Origin of the sequence: Pseudoteredinibacter isoporae, assembly GCF_040372805.1 — a bacterium.
GTDB lineage: Bacteria > Pseudomonadota > Gammaproteobacteria > Pseudomonadales > Cellvibrionaceae > Pseudoteredinibacter > Pseudoteredinibacter isoporae_A.
Map to the genome: position 1 here is coordinate 342,289 of NZ_BAABWJ010000004.1, position 20,230 is coordinate 362,518.

At 46.3% G+C, this 20,230-nt stretch carries 21 protein-coding genes and 1 tRNA gene; 5 read left to right on the forward strand and 17 right to left on the reverse strand.

The genetic code is table 11. From position 1 onward, the window contains the following. Positions 1-92: 92 nt before the first annotated feature. Positions 93-293 carry a hypothetical protein gene (locus ABWW03_RS11180; protein ID WP_353408376.1) on the forward strand — a complete coding sequence of 67 codons (201 nt, stop codon included), beginning with the start codon at positions 93-95 and terminating at the stop codon, positions 291-293. On the opposite strand, the gene ABWW03_RS11185 is transcribed toward ABWW03_RS11180, so the two are convergent. Continuing rightward, a complete protein-coding gene (locus tag ABWW03_RS11185) occupies positions 286-1,230 on the reverse strand; it encodes a dihydrodipicolinate synthase family protein (RefSeq protein WP_353408378.1) in 945 nt (314 codons plus the stop codon). The genes ABWW03_RS11180 and ABWW03_RS11185 overlap by 8 nt on opposite strands. Positions 1,231-1,413: 183 nt before the next feature. On the opposite strand from ABWW03_RS11185, the gene ABWW03_RS11190 reads away from it, so the two are divergent. Continuing rightward, entirely contained in the window at positions 1,414-2,097 is a 684-nt protein-coding gene (locus ABWW03_RS11190; RefSeq protein ID WP_353408380.1) for an AraC family transcriptional regulator, read from the forward strand. Positions 2,098-2,150: 53 nt separating this feature from the next. On the opposite strand, the gene ABWW03_RS11195 is transcribed toward ABWW03_RS11190, so the two are convergent. Both ABWW03_RS11195 and ABWW03_RS11200 read right to left on the reverse strand, forming a co-directional pair. Then, entirely contained in the window at positions 2,151-2,987 is an 837-nt protein-coding gene (locus ABWW03_RS11195) for a fibronectin type III domain-containing protein (RefSeq protein ID WP_353408382.1), read from the reverse strand. Positions 2,988-3,240: 253 nt separating this feature from the next. After that, positions 3,241-4,002, reverse strand: coding sequence for an enoyl-CoA hydratase/isomerase family protein (locus ABWW03_RS11200; protein WP_353408384.1), 762 nt, complete (start codon positions 4,000-4,002; stop codon positions 3,241-3,243). 110 nt (positions 4,003-4,112) lie between these two features. Between ABWW03_RS11200 and ABWW03_RS11205 the strand changes: the two genes are divergently transcribed. Together ABWW03_RS11205 and ABWW03_RS11210 are read left to right on the forward strand one after the other, a co-directional pair. Then, on the forward strand, positions 4,113-4,721 hold the full coding sequence (locus ABWW03_RS11205; protein ID WP_353408385.1) for a TetR/AcrR family transcriptional regulator: 609 nt from the start codon (positions 4,113-4,115) through the stop codon (positions 4,719-4,721). A gap of 523 nt (positions 4,722-5,244) precedes the next feature. Then, a complete protein-coding gene (locus ABWW03_RS11210; protein ID WP_353408386.1) occupies positions 5,245-5,955 on the forward strand; it encodes an NINE protein in 711 nt (236 codons plus the stop codon). A gap of 269 nt (positions 5,956-6,224) precedes the next feature. Here ABWW03_RS11210 and ABWW03_RS11215 read toward each other — a convergent pair whose 3' ends face one another. Next, the gene (locus ABWW03_RS11215; RefSeq protein WP_353408388.1) at positions 6,225-6,626 is read right to left on the reverse strand and encodes a hypothetical protein; all 402 of its coding nucleotides are present in this window, start codon (positions 6,624-6,626) and stop codon (positions 6,225-6,227) included. Between the two features lie 865 nt (positions 6,627-7,491). Here ABWW03_RS11215 and ABWW03_RS11220 point away from each other — a divergent pair. Then, on the forward strand, positions 7,492-8,223 hold the full coding sequence (locus ABWW03_RS11220; RefSeq protein WP_353408389.1) for a hypothetical protein: 732 nt from the start codon (positions 7,492-7,494) through the stop codon (positions 8,221-8,223). A gap of 712 nt (positions 8,224-8,935) precedes the next feature. Here the strand turns inward: ABWW03_RS11220 and ABWW03_RS11225 are convergent. From ABWW03_RS11225 to infC, 13 genes are all read right to left on the reverse strand, one after another. Continuing rightward, positions 8,936-10,282: a UvrD-helicase domain-containing protein gene (locus ABWW03_RS11225; protein WP_353408391.1), complete on the reverse strand. Its 1,347-nt coding sequence runs from the start codon at positions 10,280-10,282 to the stop codon at positions 8,936-8,938. Further along, entirely contained in the window at positions 10,275-11,432 is a 1,158-nt protein-coding gene (locus ABWW03_RS11230) for an ATP-dependent nuclease (RefSeq protein WP_353408393.1), read from the reverse strand. Before ABWW03_RS11230 ends, ABWW03_RS11225 begins: the two co-directional genes overlap by 8 nt. 68 nt (positions 11,433-11,500) lie before the next feature. Then, positions 11,501-11,935: an AAA family ATPase gene (locus ABWW03_RS11235; protein ID WP_353408395.1), complete on the reverse strand. Its 435-nt coding sequence runs from the start codon at positions 11,933-11,935 to the stop codon at positions 11,501-11,503. A gap of 47 nt (positions 11,936-11,982) precedes the next feature. Further along, positions 11,983-12,717, reverse strand: a complete 735-nt coding sequence (locus ABWW03_RS11240) for a hypothetical protein (RefSeq protein ID WP_353408397.1) — start codon at positions 12,715-12,717, stop codon at positions 11,983-11,985. Beyond that, entirely contained in the window at positions 12,707-13,543 is an 837-nt protein-coding gene (locus tag ABWW03_RS11245; RefSeq protein WP_353408399.1) for a hypothetical protein, read from the reverse strand. The genes ABWW03_RS11240 and ABWW03_RS11245 overlap by 11 nt, the downstream gene beginning before the upstream one ends. A 554-nt stretch (positions 13,544-14,097) precedes the next feature. Then, positions 14,098-14,174 (reverse strand) — tRNA-Pro (locus ABWW03_RS11250). A 262-nt stretch (positions 14,175-14,436) separates the two neighbouring features. Further along, positions 14,437-14,796: a MerR family transcriptional regulator gene (locus ABWW03_RS11255; RefSeq protein WP_353408401.1), complete on the reverse strand. Its 360-nt coding sequence runs from the start codon at positions 14,794-14,796 to the stop codon at positions 14,437-14,439. Beyond that, the gene (gene ihfA / locus ABWW03_RS11260; protein ID WP_166844594.1) at positions 14,777-15,079 is read right to left on the reverse strand and encodes an integration host factor subunit alpha; all 303 of its coding nucleotides are present in this window, start codon (positions 15,077-15,079) and stop codon (positions 14,777-14,779) included. The genes ABWW03_RS11255 and ihfA overlap by 20 nt, the downstream gene beginning before the upstream one ends. 73 nt (positions 15,080-15,152) lie before the next feature. Then, on the reverse strand, positions 15,153-17,516 hold the full coding sequence (gene pheT / locus ABWW03_RS11265; protein WP_353408403.1) for a phenylalanine--tRNA ligase subunit beta: 2,364 nt from the start codon (positions 17,514-17,516) through the stop codon (positions 15,153-15,155). Between the two features lie 57 nt (positions 17,517-17,573). After that, the gene (pheS, locus tag ABWW03_RS11270; protein WP_353408405.1) at positions 17,574-18,587 is read right to left on the reverse strand and encodes a phenylalanine--tRNA ligase subunit alpha; all 1,014 of its coding nucleotides are present in this window, start codon (positions 18,585-18,587) and stop codon (positions 17,574-17,576) included. A gap of 356 nt (positions 18,588-18,943) precedes the next feature. Next, positions 18,944-19,300, reverse strand: coding sequence for a 50S ribosomal protein L20 (gene rplT / locus ABWW03_RS11275; RefSeq protein ID WP_166844588.1), 357 nt, complete (start codon positions 19,298-19,300; stop codon positions 18,944-18,946). 38 nt (positions 19,301-19,338) lie between these two features. Next, on the reverse strand, positions 19,339-19,533 hold the full coding sequence (gene rpmI / locus ABWW03_RS11280) for a 50S ribosomal protein L35 (RefSeq protein WP_166844586.1): 195 nt from the start codon (positions 19,531-19,533) through the stop codon (positions 19,339-19,341). Positions 19,534-19,594: 61 nt separating this feature from the next. After that, positions 19,595-20,161 (reverse strand): translation initiation factor IF-3, encoded by a 567-nt coding sequence (gene infC / locus ABWW03_RS11285; protein ID WP_435372756.1) that lies wholly within the window; start codon positions 20,159-20,161, stop codon positions 19,595-19,597. Between the last annotated feature and the right edge of the window lie 69 nt (positions 20,162-20,230).

Below are 20,230 nucleotides of genomic sequence, written 5' to 3' on the forward strand. Positions count from 1 at the left end.
TCCAAAATAAATTATTACGCGCCATTGCGCCCTACTCTGACCAACGGATTATCTTTAAAGTCCTCACCAGTTGACACGTTGCTGGCAGATTTATGACCGGCTTAAAAGCAACGACAGGCGGATTTTTAAAAAGCAGACAGATAACGCCACGACAACAAGGCAGATTCCAAAGGGAGTGGAGTGAAGCGAAAAGAGAAGAAAGAAGAGAAAAGGAGAACGGAGAAAAGCAAACACCACACAAACAAAAACGCCAGGCAATTGCCTGGCGTCTTCACAACGTTACGCTTAGTTAGCGCCGGGCCAGCTGGCCCACCAGTTGCGGAACTGCTGCCACTGTTCCTCGAGGAAGGTTTTTTGGCTAGCGCTTAAACGGTCGCTTGGGTTGAGTTGGTGCTCATACTCCGCATTGCCTTCCAACACCATTAACTGCTTGTAGAACAAGACCAGATCAGTCCCCTCATCGATCTTGGACAATACTGCCATGGCGTCATTGAGTTCATTAGCCAAACGATAAGCCGTGGCATCCCCTTTCGCCGCCTGCTCAGACAACTCAACCAAACGCAGCACCTCTTTCGGGAAGGCGTTACCCACGCCTGTGATGGCGCCACCAGCCCCACAACGAACGAAACCATGCACAACCTGAGTATCCACACCCACCATCAGGGTCAGATCTTCAGCACCACTGGTGATATGCTCAGCGGCATAGCTCAGGGAATCGGCACCGCCGAACTCCTTAAAGCCAACCAAGTTGCTGTGATCTTTGCGCAGATCGAAGAACAAATCAGCCTTGGTTTCGTAGCCGTAATATGGGCTGTTGTAAATAACCGAAGGCAAGCTCGGCGCCGCCTCAAGAATGGCCGCAAAATGCGCCCGTTGAGCCGTTGGGGAAATACCACGGGACAAAACACGCGGAATCACCATCAAACCAGCCGCCCCCACCTTTTCGGCATGGGCCGCCAACGCCACAGCACGCATCGGGCTCTGGGCACCTGTACCCACAATGGTCGGCACACCAGCATTCACCAGAGCCTCAACACCCTGCATACGTTGCTCGTCGCTGAGCAAAGGCCAGTCTCCCATTGAGCCGCAGTAGACCACCGCGCTCATACCCGCCTCAATCAGCTCCTTACCTTTGCGAGCCATAGCCGCAAAATCCGGAGTGCCCTGGGCATCACAGGGGGTCATCAGGGCTGGAATACAGCCAGTAAATACAGATTGCATAGCAGACATAGAATTCTCTCTCTTGGGGTTCACTATGGGCAGAAGATATGCGTATGCTATAAATTCAACCCAATCCTGTCTTTACCATGACTATAATACAAACTTGATTTTTGGCACAATTTAAAAATGAGTGATATCAACCCAGCAAGCGAGCTATACGCAGAACTAGCCGAACCATTCCCCGCGGAGGAAATGTTCGACCTCATCCCCAATGTTGTATTTTTTGTCAAAAATAAGGCCGGCTGCTACGTCAGTGTCAACCAGACCCTGGTCGAGAGAAGCGGTCGCAAGAGCAAAGCCGAACTCATCGGTTGCAGCCCCTCGGAGATACTGGGCAGCCACTTAGGCAAAGGTTATGAGGAGCAGGATCAGAAGGTCTTGCAGTCCGGCCAACACCTGATTGATGAGCTGGAATTGCACGTGTATCAGAATCGAGAGGTCGGCTGGTGTCTGACCGGAAAACGCCCTCTTCTGGGCAAAAACAATGAGATTGTTGGGCTGGTCGGCGTATCCCGAGATCTGAAACTCCCCGATGTCACCAGTGAGGATTTTGATCGCATTTCAGAAGTCGTCGAATACGCCCAGGACCGCATCGCCAACCCTCCCAGCTTACAGGAACTGGCCGATGTAGCGGGCATGTCAATCTACCAACTCGACCGCCGAATGAAGAAGCTCTACGACCTGCCCACCGGGCAATGGCTTCTCAAGATTCGTATCGATCACGCCAGCCGCTTACTGCTCAACAGCGACCACTCCATTGCCGACATTGCGATGGACTGCGGCTACGGAGATCAGAGCGCGTTCACGCGACAGTTTCGGCGCACCACCGGGCAGACGCCTTCTACATTTAGAAAATTACGGGAGCCGGATGCGTAGCGGCCGGCCTTCCGGTGTTTGATAAAAACACAAAACAAAGGCAAATCACTCATTTATAGGCAAACTCGTTCTCGACCATAGTAAACTCGCCCATCGAGGTCTTCATCAGCCTCACCGCCGAATGTCTTTTCAGTTGATTTTGACGGATAGGGATTGTGATCATCGAGAAATCCTATCGAAATTCTACCTGGAGTTAAAAATTCAAATGGGGAAACATCTTCAGTGTGAATTTCATACCGACCATTTTTCATGGAAACATCAACTACTTTTAGATAAAAAACCTCATACTCTGAATAGCTAATCAGATAATCACCCACCATGAGTGTTATATTTAGCTCATCAGCATCAATGTACACTTTATTGTCACTGATATAATGACCAACACCCATCTGGGTAAGGTTGTATACCGTCTCGGACTCGCTTATTGTGACTTTATCATGCGCCACTCCTGTTTCCACCGACGCCGGCCCAACCGGGTTTGAACGATTTCCAAATTCATCTTCTGAAAGAATGTACACATTGAACCTTGTTTTTTCAGGCAAATCTTCCAGATACGCTCTGACCTCACCCTTAGTTCTAAAGTCTTCCTTGGAATCAAAATTTACATCATCTCCATCTTCGAATAAGTAAATAAGATAGCTGATATCCTTACCGTTCGAATGATCATCCTCGCTCTCTAACCAAGACAATGAAACCGAGTCACCGGTGACCATCTTGCTATCAAAAACCGGATCAGATGGTGGCGTATAATCTTTCTCAATCACCTTTATTGAAGCGCTCTTTACTGTTGAAAGATCGATATTGAGTTCAGGCTTTCTACTATCCGCCCATACGGTTGACACAGAACAAACCGTTAAAAAACACAATACAAGCAGTACAGCTTTTCTCATAACATCCTCTCTTCGAGATAAATTTAAGGAAAACTACCGTTAAGAAGGGGACTGATAAATGGGGCAAACGGCCAAAAAGCGGCTTCACAAGCAAAGAGCCGCGCCCTCACAGGTCACAGCCAATCTCATGCCATGAAACTCACATACTTCCAACTGAGACTCACTGGAAACGGTGAAACCCTACCGATTATCGACAACCAGTCTTCAGGAGAGGACGGCGTCTCATAAAGGGTTTTCAAGACGCACTAGCCAATCAAACCTGAGGCTTCTGGCTGAGCACAGAGTCCGCCGCATCCATGCCGCTGTCACTGACCCACTTACTCATCATGGGGTCGCTGTTGTTCTCCACAATGTCGTTCATTGCTTGGATGGCATCGCCACGGAGCTGTCCTTTCACCATGGCATAGGAATCGGCGGGAATGCTGGCCATGTCTTCTGCCACCTCCATGGCTCGCGCCAGGACCTGCTCATGGGGGACAATCTCGTCTACAACTCTCATACTGTGGATTTTTTGGGCACTGACGTTCTTACTGTACAACGTCAGGTAGCGCAGATCCTGAGGTGCGAGCTCGGACTTCACCACCACCGCCGGACAAGCTGGAAAAGGAATCCCGGCCCGGGCTTCGGTCAAGCCGTACGCAAAGTGTTCGCCATCCGCTGCAATTCGATAATCGCACACCAGTGCAATCGTCAGCCCCGCCCCCACCGCATGACCATTAATCGCCGCGATGACGGGCTTTGGCGAACGGTACAAAGTACTGATGTTTTTGTTAGCAAACTCCAGCAATCGGCGCTGTTGCTGAGCCGTATAGCTCGGTACTTCCTTCAAATTCATACCGGCGCAAAAACTGTCACCGGTCCCCGTAATGACCAAGGCCCGGCAAGGCGATGCCATCGCCTGGGTGATGGCCTCCAGAAGCTGCTCAGCCGATTGCAGCGTGACGGCATTTCTCGGGGTGTGATCGATTTGAATAATGCCGATGTTGCCCCTGCTTTCAAACGTCGTACTGTTCATAGCGTTTCTCTCCGCATTAAAAAATGAAGTCACTTCATTATTGTGAATTTCTTAACCCTGTCAATAAGTGAAGTGACATCACTTTTGACATTTATGGCATACTCTCACGCATGAACAGTCACATCATTCCCAAGACAAAGAAAGGCATTGAAACCCGCAATCGCCTGCTGGAAGCCGCCAGAACAGTCGCCCTGCGATTCGATGGCCAGATAGAAATTGCCCGGATTGCCGAAGAAGCCGGCGTGGTAGCCAGTGTGGTGCATCGTTATTTTGGCTCCAAGAATGGCCTGGTCACCGCGATTGTGGATGACCACTACGACCGCCTGGAGAAGCAGGTTTTTGCGCTGGATTTACACAAAACCCGCGACTGGATGGAAAGCGAAAAGCTTCGCCTGAAGGTGGGTGTCGACTTTATGTACGATGAGCCTTTTGCCAAAGTCATTCATGGGCAATTCGCGAGAGCTCCGGAAGTTGCCAGCCGAGAAAGAGAACGCATCGATGCGGTGATTACACGCACAGCCAAAGGCATAAAGCGAGCCCAAGCCCTCGGCACCTTACCGGCACACGTTGATGCCGATTTAGCTGGAGCTGCCATGTTTGGCGCCCTGGTACAGGTGATCTCCCAGGCCCTCTCTCGCAAACGCAAGCCCTCCCGCGAAGCGGTTTTTGAAGTTATGTGGCGCCAGGTTGCTGCTTCAGTGGACATGAGCACGCCTTAAACTCTGACCAAACCTGCCCCGCTAAGGGGCAAGTATTATTGGCGACAACAGACTCATTTCTGATGGAACAATCAATGGCGATCACTATTTTTCAAAGCCAGAACATAGCCTTCTCAGTATGAAGCCCAAGTGAACCCATTCAGCATTACGCTACGTCAAGGTTTGGAAGAGACACTTTCCATATATGCTCTGGATTGACAAAATTAGCGGCAATAAAAACCAAGGGTTCCCGAGAGTAGAACAGCGCGAGAACCTCCACCTCACTTTTGGAACAGCACTGCATCAGAAATGAAGGCGCTGATCCATTGAATTTCTCAGGGCAGATATAGGCGAGTATCGATTACCCTGATAACATGAGCGGCCTTTTGATACACGGGCCGGCAAATAAACCAACATTGGCCACATCAAAAAAACAGAATAATCGAAAACAGGCGAGCAAGCTAAACGAACCCATAGAGACTCGTATTCCATTCCCATAATGCAACAACGGTTCTCACTCACATCTGTCCAAGGAAGACAATATATGACCAAACAATGCCCCGAATGCCAAACCAGCCTGGAAGCAGAGCAGCCCAGATGCACCAACTGCGGTTTAATTCAAGACAGCTTTGTTTATAAAAGCCGTGTTGCTGCAGCCATTATGGCATTTTCGTTTGGACTCTTCGGCCTACACCGATTCTATCTGGGTAAATGGTGGGGAATTTTATACCTTCTCTTTTTCTGGACCTACATACCCGTGCTCATCTCATGGATTGAAGGCATTGTCTTCTTATGTTCCGATCAAAAGAAGTGGAATAAAAAGTACAATCAAGGGCTATCTGCAGGCTCTGAAAAAGGTACTGTCTTACTCATTATATTTGCTTTGGTGTTTACCTCCTCGATCGGAATTATCGCCGCCATCGCCTTACCGGCATATCAAGACTATACGAAACGAGCGAAAGTCGCTTCAGCCATCAGCGTAGCAAAAAGTACGATGCCTCTCGTCGAACAATACGCCTATGATCATCAGCGCTGGCCAGAAAGTGATGACCTCACCCTGCCCTCAACCAATGGCTCACTAATGGATTCCATAGCCGTAAACAATGGCACTATCGTAGTAATTATGCGAGCCGATACCCATATTGATGGTTATCTTGCCTATGTCCCAAGCAGCGCCGACTCGGGCATTTCTTGGTCATGCCGCGAATCAACGATCAATGCTCGCTATCTGCCCCCAGAATGCAGACCTGAATAGTTCTGCTTGAAAAGCAATGTCCTTCTCAACCGAAGTGAAGCGGAATAAAACTCCGGCTTCATTTCGGAAGAACTTCCGACTCAAAACCTTCCCGATCTTTCAATGCAATACTTTGCATGAAATCCATAACGATGTATGAGCAACTCGGATCCTAAGCCACCAAGTCAAGTTTGCTCAAAATTCAAACAAGAAAATATAAAGTAGAACTGGACCAGTCTTTATACCGGAACTGATCTACACAACACCAATCCATCGCGAAAACCAGTACTTCACTTAAACTCATCTTTGAGAGGCGAGAAAAAAATCAGCACTAAAATAACGCCAGACAACACATTAGCGATATCGGTGAAGAACCCTTGCAAACCGCTAGACACATCCGGCCCAAAGAAAATAGTGAACGGCATCAGCGCAAACGAAACCAAATACAAATAACGCGCCCAACGTAAAAAGAAGAATAAGCCTGCATACGCTGTCAATATCGCTAAGCTTCCCACCATAACCACTGCAAACAAGAAGGCGTTATGCTCCGTGATACTCATGTCAGCGCTATTTGCCATGCATTGCGTAATTAAATCCATCTCTTCATTGACGATCAGCTCGTCCACAAAGCCGCTTGCAATGCCCAGTAAAAAACTAAAAACCAATAAAATACGAAATGACAATCTACTCATGTAGGGCACCTGTACTGGAAGGTCTGATTAAGCGCAAAGCGAACGTTAAAGCCGCCACTGCTTTAGTTTCTGGTGAGTTGCCTAAAGGCGCTCGCAAGCTCGAACTTGAAGAAGGACGGCGTTTGCTGAAAGAAGCCTACCCAAACCCTGAACTACAGAAACCAACAGGTGCCTTCGAGTTTCTAGCCAGAACTATCTCTAGGTCTTCCAATGGCGACGACCAATAAACTATACTAATAAGAACTCTGACTGAGCGCCTCTGTGCGGTCTTTTTTTGCTGGGAGGCAGAATGAAAAAGTACATGGCAGTTACCTCACTCGCGGCTTTGCTCTCCGCCTGCACTACCTCAATGAGCGACCAAAGCCTAGCGCACTTGAATAGCGGTAACAATCGAGATGCTTGGGACACTTTCATGCAGTGCGCTCAGGCTGGTGATTCTAACTGTATGTACAACTTAGGCTATATACTCCACCAGAGCACCGCAACTGTAGAAGGCGGTGAACAACGATGCATGGGAGCCGGTTGGTCTTGGATAGAACTATCAGCGCGCATTGGTAATTTAATCGCTATAAATACGCTACAAGTAGCTGGCCGCGAGATATCGACCACTGACTTATACCGCCCACCAGCTCAACAAGCGCCAAACGCTGACATGGCTACTCTTCTATTAGGCTTAGGTGCAGCGGCATACACTGTATCAAACCCTGTGCCTAGTTCGTCAAAACCTCAATTACAGTGTACTTCAGCAGAACGTTTTGGTCGCATAGAGACTGTTTGTAACTAATCGAAAAAACTGAACTAAAACGCCTGCTCTCAACCTGCTTTAACTCTAGACTTGACTCTATCTACCTGAAGGATTCTCTACATGCAACCAGAAACTAAAACCGATATCGTCCACTTCGGGCCTTGGAAAATATCTAAGGAAGTCATTGAGTTCGCAATTCAGAACCCTTGGTTACTAGTGCTGGCTGTTATAATTATCTTATTCATCCTCTCTAGAGCAGAGATTTTCAAGGCTCTTGGTGTTTTCCTGCAGCGACGCTCCACATACCTTTCTGAGCTTGAGTCATATCTAGAGTCTAGCTTTGTCAAAGAAATCGACATGCTTCCTCACACGCAAGAAGAATATAAGAAAGAAATTTTCCAGGCAACCACCGGCATTGATACAGATAGAAGCACGCGTGAAGCATTGTTAAAATTAGCCAACGATTTACCTCATTTTACTTGGCCTCAGATTAGAATAGCTTGGCGGGACTTCTTAGCTTTTGAACCGAAATCCAACCTTCTAACGCCTGTCCCATGGCGGGTGTATACACAGAGGCTCTTGCTGATAAGCGCTTATGCGTGCTTGGCGTTACTAACACTACTTCTTATTGCTAGTATGTTCACCGGGTTAGTTTTTGTTGCTTATTATGCCAGAGCTACGCTTAACGGTTGGGAGAATAATTATGTAGCCCAAGCCGTTCCGTGTTTTGTGCTTGCTATTTTTCTAGGTTTTATTGCTCACATCGCCGCCAAACACCTTAGAAACGAACGCCATGCTCATCGTATAATTAAGGAACTGAGGAGCACCGCGGCAAAAAAAGAGGAACCATAAAGGTTCCTCAAGAAAATCATACAGCAAAATCTAAAGACAACTACGCGTCAAACGTCTCGAGCAGATGGACGATGCCTAACAAGGGCTCAGCCGCTGGCTATCGCCAAGTACATAGCCAAAAATATCGACGGTGAAGATGTAGGAGAAGATAGCTATGGCAAAAATGCTATAGAAAGCGCCACCCGTATTCGCGCCTGGGCTTCTACCTGGTGCATTCGCCAATTCCAGGCTATTGGTGGCCCTAGCGCTACGGTTTGGCGTGAAGCCAGGCGATTTGCCAACAATGAATGCGTAAAAGAGGCTTTAAGCACCATTAACTCGCACTTACTTGATCAAATCATTCAAGCAGCAGATGACGGCGACTGGCAAAGCTTTGTAGAATTAAGCGGCGGCCCAAACTGCAAACGCGCAGAACAACCCTTAAGGGCCTACCAAGTCGCCAAAGATACACCCAATAAATATGGCGAAATAACAAACAGAATATTTGGCCTACTCTTCGCTGGCCAAAAGTTAATCAAGACCCGAGTTAGACAATGGACTGTCCACTTCATACCCGAATTTTCAAACAGCCCACTCAATAACACTGGTTTTGCCACTGGTGGCGCGAATGCGCCGCCCTTGGAGTTCTGTCAATAAGTGTACGAACCAGAACTGCCTTCTTATTACAAAATTTGCTTTTGTTGCTATTTAAAGGACTTCAGTTTTGTGAATCTCAGCCAGGCTTAAAGATAGACAGCCTCTTTCCCCGATCATACTCCGGACTCATCAAACTCTGATAGTCAACAAGGTTTTGATTCCAACATTCGCGCCCTGAAATAACAGCCTGTGCATATGTCTCGGTGAGCCCTAAGCTGTTCACTAAAATCCCTCTAAAATTGGCAGCTGCTGCACAGTCCTCGGATGGATACATTTTTTCGAGATAGAACCCGGCTCGACTCACTTGTGACTTCAGACTTGGAAGCAGGTCTAACAAGGGGTTATTGTCGACAACAAATCCTACATTGAATCTTGCTCTAGTAATGGCCACATAAAATTTAGAACGGGTACTATCCGTTAATTCGGTATCAATGTTGAACAACCAATTTTGCATTTCCTTAGTCGGATATATAAGGACACTATCGAAACTCATGCCTTTTGAAGCTCCAAACGTTAGGCAGGAGGATAAGTCAGAAACCGATCTATTTCTATTCCATACTAGTTGAACTGCCTCATATTTCTCCAGAAAGCAATCGACATCTTTTGGGTCAACCAAGTATAAGCTACTTGCAACCCCAGCTTTAGACTTTAAACAATCTTCACAATCACAAGGTTTTGCAGCCTCAAGATTTGGGTAGAGACGAGATGAAAGGCAGCAGATTTTTTCACTGCATCGATGTGACTTAGAAAGAGTTGATGTATCAACTTGATAATTCCATTTTTTGCTAAACTTATCGATGATATATTGATCTATCTTTCCATTCTTATAATGTCCGTTTTTCCTTGAGTTATGCGTCACATACGTAACTTGACGAGGGTCTCCGACCAAGCAGAGTTGTATACCCTCTTTTACCATTAACTTTAACAACTCCAAATCATATCCTGCCAGATCTTGAACCTCATCAACATAAATTCTAGGGTAAAGCACGGCCAATCGCTTCATAACCTCACCAGCTGTTTTCTTATTAGCCTCAAAACTGAACTCTGAAATTTTATCCGAATAAATTCGCCCCTCGGAATCAAAGTAATAGCGTTTCGGATCAGCCTTTCGGTGGTAAACTGGCCTGACTTTGCCAAGGTACTTTATACCTGATCTTTTATTAACTAGAACCATCCCCTTGATATCCCCACTGTATAATCTACCTTGAAATGGCCTTACACAATGTTCAAGTAAAAATGAAAACCATGTTTGCACAGTAACATGCTTAGGAATTAGCCCAAACCTACCCTTAATCTCATCGCGGTTCGCCTCGGTATAAGTTGTTATCAACACTTGCAAACAGGGATTTTTACGACAATCTTCGACTATATAGTTTGTTTTTCCAGAACCAGCGGCAGAGAACAAAAGAGCGTTCCTAGTCATAGTATGCTACCGCCTTATTAATATAGTCTGGATAACTTATTGGGCCATTATAGTCAAAAACTCTTAAAGCACATTTAGTCTTATTGTTTTTCATATAACTCAGAATATCGTCATCTTTATCATATTTGGTTTTACTATCTAAAACTAAATTCATGATATCAATACCATTAGCTCTGAGCATTTCAGGCTCTAAGGTGTTATTATTGTAAGACTCCAGACTCCCTGAGTAATCAACAACCGCATCTTGATAAAAGACCTCTATATTATCTTTCTTATCATTCCCCAAGTAACATTTGTACTTTTTCCGCAAGGCTTCAACATCACCATCATTATCTGTAATTACGATTGTAGGTATTTTTATTTTTTCAGATATCTCTAGAAACCTAAGAAATGATGTACCAACTGAAATCACTTCAATCCCATCTTCGATAGGAAGTCTTCCATCATTCCTATCCATATAAGCTTTTTGAAAAATCAACTCATCGCAATCACCTTCAACCAAAACTACGGATTTGCAAAGTATCATTCTTAGGACATCATACCCAGGTAGCTTTCTAAAAAACTCTTGCGTATCAGGACTCAAATCCGAAAATGTAGTTACACCCTCCCCACCCAACAAAATAAGATTATCCAAGCCTAATTTGTTGGCTACAAAGCTACTATGCGTAGTAATAAAAACTTGTTTTCCTTCCAACCCTGAGTCAACTTTCAGCAAAAGCTCATTTAGCTTAGAGTGTGACAAATGGTTTTCTGGCTCCTCTATAAGGGCAACATTCGCATTTTTTGTTTTCTTTTCGCTCATTGCCAATGAAACTTTAATAATGCTCTGCTCCCCCTGACCAATAAAATTGAAAGGCACTCCATCTAGATATGCTGTCAAACTTGACTCCCATGAGCTTTGGGATGGGGCAGCCACAGATATCGAAATATTTTTACCTTCAACAAAATTCGACTTACCAATTGCTTTGTTTATTGCCTTAACAGAATCGTCTTCCCCAAATGAAACTCTCATTTCTCGATAAGCCTGAGCCACATCAACCTTTTCCGAATCAGACAGGTAGTCTCCAATTACACGAGAAACATACGCATCAGAGCCATTAACAAATCTTCCATTCGATGAATCTAAATATGCTGACTTGAGAGGAATCACCTGGTTAACTATTGGCTTTCTAGAAAAACTCTTTCTTGTTATTGTGTAATATTCAATAGGAATCGATTTTAAATCAGAAGCTTTTTTTCAACCAATTCCTGGTATAGATCACTGTAGTTTTCATCTAGGTGAATACGTAAAGAAACACCTGAAGCAGAAAGGGACTTTGAGTTTCCGTCACCCTTGAATCTGGTCACATCTACAGATTCGTCATCTAGGAAATACAACTCAAATAATATATCAGGGGAAGGCGCCACCAAACCGGAACCCAGCGACTCTAAATAATCCAGCTCCACTTCACGATTAAAGAGGTACGATGAGAGATCATTTTTCAAGTATTTCCCTCTAAAAACACCAGTCAAGGCTATATGGATAGCCTCTAAAATGGTAGATTTACCAACTTCGTTATTACCCACCAATATATTGGTCTTTTTGTTAAATCTAAACTCATGTACGCCTTTATATGATTTAAAATTCTTAATAACTAGTCGATCTATAATCAAAACACAACTCCCTTTGGAAAATTTAATTATCGGTTTACTCTATCGTGTCAATATGGATTCTTTTCTAGACCAATCTCTTCAACTGCGCGCCAAAACTCAGAAAGCTCACCGATTCTTTTTGACGGGACACTATCTAAAAACTGAACTCCCATAAGAATCATTCTTACCTGCGTAAACTCTGTGAAATTAACTAAAGTTAAGTAACGCTCCTTTCTATCTTCATATGTAAACCCGTTTTCATCGCTTAGCTTAGAATCAATCATTTTTGTAGCAGCAGAAAAAGCTCTCACCACCCCAAAAAATGTATCTTCAGTATCAATACGATCAATCAATCTTTTTGCTTTACTCGCACCTTTTACACCGTAAACATCGATAATCTTCTCTATCGTACTCTCCAAGCATATAAATGCCTCACTACCACTCAGGACTCTACCTTTTGCGCGAACCTTAAAGCAATCAAATGTTTTTTTCTGAAAATCGATCATATTAAAGAACATACTTTCGAATATCCTAACTTTTTCTACTCGCTCACTGCTTTTCAATTCTGCTCTTAAGCTAAGATTTGCGTCATTTTGCAAACTTAACGAACGAATTAGGAGTACAATAGAGATAAAACTCAAGACTGGATTGAGAATTCCTCCAAAATAGTCTCCCAACTGGGCCCAATCTTCAGTCTTGTCAGACAACTCATACCCTAGAAAAACATAGAATTGTAGGAAGTAGGCTGTTACCACAATGCATATAAGCAACGCGGCAATAGCTACATATAGCTTAGATTTCATAAAGTTCTGTCACGAAGTATTTAACGACTGTCCCATCTGCCAACTTCATCGGCAGCGCTCCAACTCTTAAGTACTCCCAGTCTGTATCTTCTAATCCATTATTCTTATTTAGATTTTCCGAGAACACCTTTTTCGCATTAATTGCAATATTTCTATACCTACCCTGAAAGCCGAAAGCGACAGTCTCACCGTGTCCTTTAATTTGAAGCCGACCATTTCCAGTGTGGATATTAAGCCTTGTGACACCCATTTCTAACTCAACCTTTTCCCCTGAAACCTTAGCGTCCATCACCTTTGCAGTTTCGGAGTCGAATTTAACAACAGATGGTCTTTCCAACCTGCTTGTACGGTGTCTGATCGTAACTCCATATCCTAGCTGGCGTGACACCTGATGAATATTTTTCAAAATCGAACCTTGAAGGCGCCTAACAACAGTGCCAGTAACATTTCCTATCCTATCTAACTGCGTCTTTGCTTTTTCAGATAGCTCCGCAGTCTCTTGATATATTGCCTCATTGACCACATAAGTAATCAACTCTATAAATGCGGCACGACCAATCCTTCGCAGTGATTTCCTCATATCCTGGTCATATATCTCTAAATGGAACTCTTGCCCATACGAGCCATCAAAAGTTCTTCTAAGCTTGGTTCTTACACGTCCCTTACTAGTATTCCTAGTTGGAGTTTTCCCCGATAAAACTGTTTCAGCAGCAATCCTCATTGCGTCTGAAACACCCTGCATAGTATCTAGTCCGGCTTTCATATCAACTGCATATTCGTCAGTATCTATGACTAAGTCCATCTTAACCGTTGTAATTTGATTCATATTCCCACTTCACTTTGGATATAGATAATTATCAGCTTTAAGCTGAGAGCATTATTTATAAGTAAATTAGCCCACGAATTGCCATTAATAATATGGTGATCTACCAAAGGCATTAAGAGATGGAATTTAATCGGAGAGATAAATTATCAGGGAAGGCCTTGAAAAGGCTGCTTGATCGCTGAGATTGATTAAATCCATTTAAACCCAAACTCTAGGCTGAAAGCCAATTGACTAAACAATCAGATTAACACTCATTTGGCTGAATTTAAAACCAACATAGCTAGCGCCTTGGAATTAAAGTGATTCATATCAAATGATCAACCTAAACTACATAGTCCTTTTTTAAAAAACTCTGATTATTTGAACCAATAAAGAAGTGTAGAGCCTGTAAAAACGCAACTTAACACCAGCCAACAACTCTTAATTAAGTGTCGGAATTTACCACTAGCCAAACCGGCTACCGAATAAATGGACTTAATATGGACTTAAACTAACTTTAGAACCGGTCAAACCAAACGGATAATTTTTCAACCTATTGATTTTAAAAGAAAAAATGGTCGGGACGGCAGGATTTGAACCTACGACCACTACACCCCCAGTGTAGTGCGCTACCAGACTGCGCTACGCCCCGATAGAGATAAAGTTTGTTGCGTGATTCGAGGAATGCTGCAGCAAGCTTTATTGGAATCTCCCGAATTGGGAGAGGCGGCTATGATACCCGATAAGCCTTTGATTGCAAGCGAATTTTGGCTTTTTGAGGCCTTGTCTCAGGCATATTTTCGCTCTTTTCTGCCCATTTTTTCTCTGCGCTTTATTCGCCCAATCCTTAGACAACAGGCATAAAAAAACCGGGAGAAACCCGGTTTTTGGAGCTGACTGTCAATTGAGAAGATTTAGACCTTCAGGGTGTCCAATAGCTCTTCCAATTCGTTGATCATTTGACGAACCAGGGCTTGGAATTCCTGCTTGTCATCGCCCTCTTCCGGCTCGCTGTTCATTTTCAGGCGAGCACCACCAATGGTAAAGCCCTGTTCGTACAGCAGTGCCCTAATTTGGCGTATGGTCAATACGTCTTGGCGTTGGTAATAACGGCGGTTACCGCGGCGTTTTACCGGTTTTAGCTGTGGGAATTCCTGTTCCCAGTAGCGCAGTACATGGGGCTTTACTGCGCACAGCTCGCTTACCTCGCCAATGGTAAAATAGCGCTTACCGGGGATCTCCGGCAGTTCGTCATTATTCGTCGGTTCCAGCATAAGCTTCTACACGTGCCTTGAGTTTTTGCCCAGGGCGAAAAGTCACTACACGGCGTGCCGTGATCGGGATCTCTTCTCCGGTTTTAGGATTGCGGCCAGGACGTTGGCTTTTATCACGCAGCTCAAAATTACCAAAGCCTGAGAGCTTAACCTGCTCATTAGACTCCAGCGCGGCGCGAATTTCTTCAAAAAACAGCTCGACAAGCTCTTTGGCTTCACGCTTGTTGAAGCCAAGTTCTTCGTACAGCTTCTCGGCCAAATCGGCTTTGGTCAGTGCTGACATGGTTGAGACAAAGCTCCTTCCTGAAACTTATTGCCACACCTAAAGCACTGAATCAGCCGATCTGGCTGATGGTTTACCTTAAGCTGGCACCCAGTTCTTCCTCAAGACGCTTGACCACCGCATCTACCGAGGAATTGATTTCTTCCTCCGTAAGAGTGCGTGATGGATGCTGATACGTCAAGCCCAATGCAACACTTTTTCTTTCTGCATCAATGCCTTTGCCGGTATATACGTCAAAGACCTTTAAGTCTACAAGCTCTTCACCCGCTGCTGCTCGCACCCCGGCAAGCAATGCATCGGCCGTTGTTTCACGTGCCACTAGCAGGGCCAGGTCACGTCGAACTTCAGGGAATTTAGAGAGCGGCGTAAAGGCTGGCAAGCACGCTTCAGACAAGGCCGCCTGCTCGATCTCAAACAGATAAACGGATTGATTAATGCCCAATTCCTGCTGAATTTGCGGGTGCAAGGCACCAAGGTAGCCCACAACCTCACCATCCAGCTCAATAGCAGCACACTGCCCTGGGTGCAGCGCAGAGTGCTCGGCGGCCACAAAACGGAAGCTTTGAGAGGTGATGTCCAGCAAACCTTCTACCACGCCCTTCATGTCGTAGAAATCCATAGCTTCGGATTTCGCGCTCCAACCTTCTGGCAAGCGGTCACCATACATAAGTCCAGCCAGCATCGGCACCTGCTTTTCCAATGAATGGAAGCTCAAGCCGGTTTCAAACAGCTTGGCACGGCTCTGCTGACGCTTCAGGTTATGCTGCAAGGCTTGTACTAGCCCCGGCCATAATGAAGTACGCATAACCGCCATATCGGCGCTGATTGGGTTTTTCAGTTCAATGGGGGCCTGCTCTGGGTTAAATACCTTTTGCAACTCACTATCAATAAAGCTGTAGCAAATAGCTTCCTGGAAGCCTTGGGCCACCAGTTGCTGACGCAGCGCCGGCAAACCCACTTTGCTTTCATTACGCGGCAGGATGGTAATTTCAGCTTCCAGGCTGGTGGTCGGCAGACGGTTATACCCGTAGACACGAGCCAGCTCTTCCAGCAGGTCTGCTTCAATAGCGATATCAAAGCGATAGCTGGGTACGCTGAAGACCCAGCCGCTGTCGGTGTTTTCGACCAAATGCAGACCCAGTCGAGTCAGGATATCAACCACCTCTTCATCAGCCATGGAGAAGCCCAAGCCAGATTCGATTTTGTGGCGGCGTAATTCAACCTTACGCTCGGCCGGCACCTGATCCGCCAGCTCAGTCACATGAGTGGGGCCAACTTTACCGCCTACAGCGGCGACCAATAGCTCTGTGGCGCGCTCTATGGCCTTTTCCTGCAGCTGATAATCCACTCCACGCTCATAGCGGTGTGAAGCATCTGTATGCAAGCCATAGCTGCGAGCACGACCGGCGATTGCAATAGGATCGAAGTAAGCACACTCAAGAAACACATCGGTGGTTTCTTTACTGACCGCGGTGGATTCGCCACCCATAATACCTGCCATAGCCACGGGGCCGTTGCTGTCGCAGATCAACAGGGTATCGTCTTTCAACTCAACTTCCTGGCCATCCAGCAGAGTCAGCTTTTCACCAGCGGTAGATGGACGAACACGAATGCTGCCCTTCAACTTATTCATATCGAAGGCATGCAGTGGTTGACCCAGCTCCAACAAAACGTAGTTGGTCACATCCACGACAGCATCAATAGAACGCAAGCCAGCGCGGCGCAGTTTTTCCTGCATCCACAATGGGCTTGCTTGAGATAAATCCACACCACGGATAACGCGCCCCAGGTAACGCGAGCAGGCACCTTTGGCCTCCAGAGACACATCCAAGGTTTCTTTGGTGTCCGCTTCTACAATAGGCATTTGTGGCGGCGTTACCGGTGCACGGTTTAATACGCCCACGTCGCGAGCAATACCTTGCATGCTTAAACAATCGCTGCGGTTTGGTGTGAGATCCACTTCGATGATGTGATCATCCAAGTTCAGATACTCGCGCAAGCAGCTTCCCACAGGCGCATCGCTTGGCAATTCCCAGATACCGGAATCGTCTTCGCCGCACTGCAGTTCGGTTTCGGCACACAACATGCCCTTGGATTCAACACCGCGCAGCTTGGCTTTTTTGATTTTAAAATCACCGGGGAGTTTTGCTCCCACCAACGCAAACGGAATTTTAATGCCGGCTCGGGCGTTCGGCGCACCGCAAACCACTTGAGTGAGTTCTTCGTCGCCACCGGCAACCTGACAAACACGCAATTTGTCGGCATCAGGATGTTGTTCGATGGAAACAATTTCGCCGACAACCACTTTGCTGAAGGTGCCTGCCGCGGCTTCAACAGCGTCAACCTCGAGGCCAGCCATGGTGAGCTGCTCGACCAATTCTTCTGTACTGATATTGGGGCTTACCCATTCGCGCAACCAGCTTTCAGATACTTTCATGATGTGTTTTCTTCCAATTCAATTCTGTGTCGTTGTTGTTCGATCTTTTCTGCAGAGTTAAAACTGCTTGAGGAATTTCAGATCGTTTTCAAACATCATGCGCAAATCGTTGATGCCGTAGCGCAACATGGCCAGGCGATCGACGCCCATGCCAAACGCAAAACCGGAATACACTTCGGTATCGATGCCGCTCATTTCAAATACGTTCGGGTGCACCATGCCGCAACCGCCCACTTCCAGCCAGCCGGTTTTGCTGCAGATGCGACAGCCTTCGCCACCGCAGCCGGTACACTGGATATCCATTTCAGCCGACGGTTCAGTAAACGGGAAGTAAGAGGGACGGAAACGCACATCGACATCCGCTTCAAAGAATGCACGCAGGAATTGCACCATGGTGCCTTTGAGATCCGCAAAGCTGATATTTTTGTCGACCACCAGACCTTCTACCTGGTGAAACATTGGAGTATGGGTTAAATCCGAATCGCAGCGGTATACACGGCCTGGACAAATGATACGAATAGGCGGCTCCTGATTTTCCATGGTGCGCACCTGAACCGGCGAGGTGTGAGTACGCAGCACGTGGCTGGCATCCACATAAAAGGTGTCGTGCATGGCACGTGCCGGATGGTGATCTGGAATATTCAGTGCTGCAAAGTTGTGGTAGTCATCTTCCACTTCGGGGCCTTGTTCTACGCTATAGCCCGCCACTGTAAACAACTCTTCAATACGCTGCATTGTGCGGGTAACCGGGTGCAGACCACCCTGCTCGTCACGACGGCCCGGCAAGGTAACATCCACGGTTTCTTCGGCCAGCTTTGCGTTAATCGCGGCTTGTTCAAAGGCCGTTTTTTTAGCCGTAATCTGATCCTGAACTTCTTGCTTGGCTTTGTTGATTTCAGCACCGGCTGCAGGACGCTCTTCGGCGCTCAACTTACCAAGGCCTTTGAGCAAGGCCGTAATCTGACCTTTTTTACCCAAGTAATCGACGCGCACGGCATCCAGTGCCGCCATGTCTTCGGCATTTGCTACGAGTTCAAGCGCTTGTTGTTTTAGCGCTTCAAGATTTTCCATTGGTGTCTCCAATGTTGAATGTCATTAACGTTGTTTTGTCGTGAGCCCGAACATCGCTTTTCGATCGACACGGTTTATGTCAATAAAAGCGCCGCTGGCCCATCAAGCAAATTACCAAAGTGCTTTGCAAAACGTGTTTGAACTCACCTTAATGGCTCGCTCTGTCGATCATGCTGATCTGTTTTTGCAAAACACTTTGGTAATTCGCTGTCACTTCTTGTTTAGGCTATCTTGATTTGCGATACGCGAACCATTCACCTGCGGGGCAGAAGCTAAAAAAAAAGGAGAAGCCTTCGGCCTCTCCCCTTTTCGCATCTTTCTAGGCAACATCCCGAAGGATGTTTTCATCGTTGTGCTTAAGCGAGAGCAGCTTTGGCTTTTTCAACGATGGCCGCAAAAGCAGGCTTGTCGTGAACGGCCAGGTCAGCCAGTACGCGACGGTCCAACTCAATGTTGGCTTTTTTCAAACCAGCGATCAAACGGCTGTAGCTCAAACCTTCATTGCGAGATTGCGCATTGATACGAGTGATCCACAGAGCACGGAAGTTACGCTTTTTAACGCGACGGTCGCGATAAGCGTATTGACCGGCTTTGATAACCGCTTGCTTAGCTACGCGGAAGATGCGTGAACGCGCTCCGTAGTAACCTTTAGCTTGTTTTAAAACTTTCTTGTGACTGCGACGCGCCACCACACCACGTTTTACACGTGCCATAATCCTATCCTCTTAAAAAATTGATAACCCAGTGTTGCTTACTTGGCACGCATCATGCGATCTACCAGACCTACATTATCTTCATGCAGGATGTTGGTACCACGCAGTTGACGCTTACGCTTAGTGGTCATCTTGGTCAGGATGTGGCTTTTGTTAGCGTGCTTGTGCTTATAGCCCGCAGCCGTCTTTTTGAAGCGCTTGGCAGCGCCACTGTGTACTTTAGCTTTTGGCATCAGAATAACTCCAGATGTATTTGATGGTTAATTTAGAGTGAGAAGGCAGCTAAAAGCCCGATCACTTCTTCTTTTTCGGGGCAATGATCATCAACAGCTGACGTCCTTCCATTTTCGGACGCTGCTCGACAATCGCGATCTCTTCCAGGTCTGTTTCGATACGGCCTAACATCTCCATACCTAACTCCTGGTGAGCCATTTCCCGGCCACGATATCGTAAAGAAATCTTGACCTTGTCCCCTGCTTCGAGGAAACGGGTGATGTTACGCAACTTAATGTTGTAATCACCAATATCCGTTCCCGGACGAAATTTCATTTCTTTAACCTGCTGCTGCTTTTGCTTCTTCTTGGCAGCGGCCTTGGTCTTCTTTATGTCAAAGAGATGTTTACCGTAGTCCATCACCTTACAAACAACAGGATCGGAATCACCTGCGATCTGTACCAGATCCAGACTTGCTGAGCGCGCGACCTGTAACGCTTCTTCCAGCGCAACAATACCCGCTTGCTCTCCATCCGCACCAATCAGACGAACCTTGTCCGCTACGATGGCATCATTGATGTTGGCCTTTTTGCTACGGCCTTTTGCATTATCTCTTTTAATTGCTCTTTTCTCCTCAATATGAGCCAGCCCTCCCCTCTAGGACGAGTTTTGGCCCCTCAAGCGCAAATGCCGAGGCACTTCCCAGCTTAGCACCGC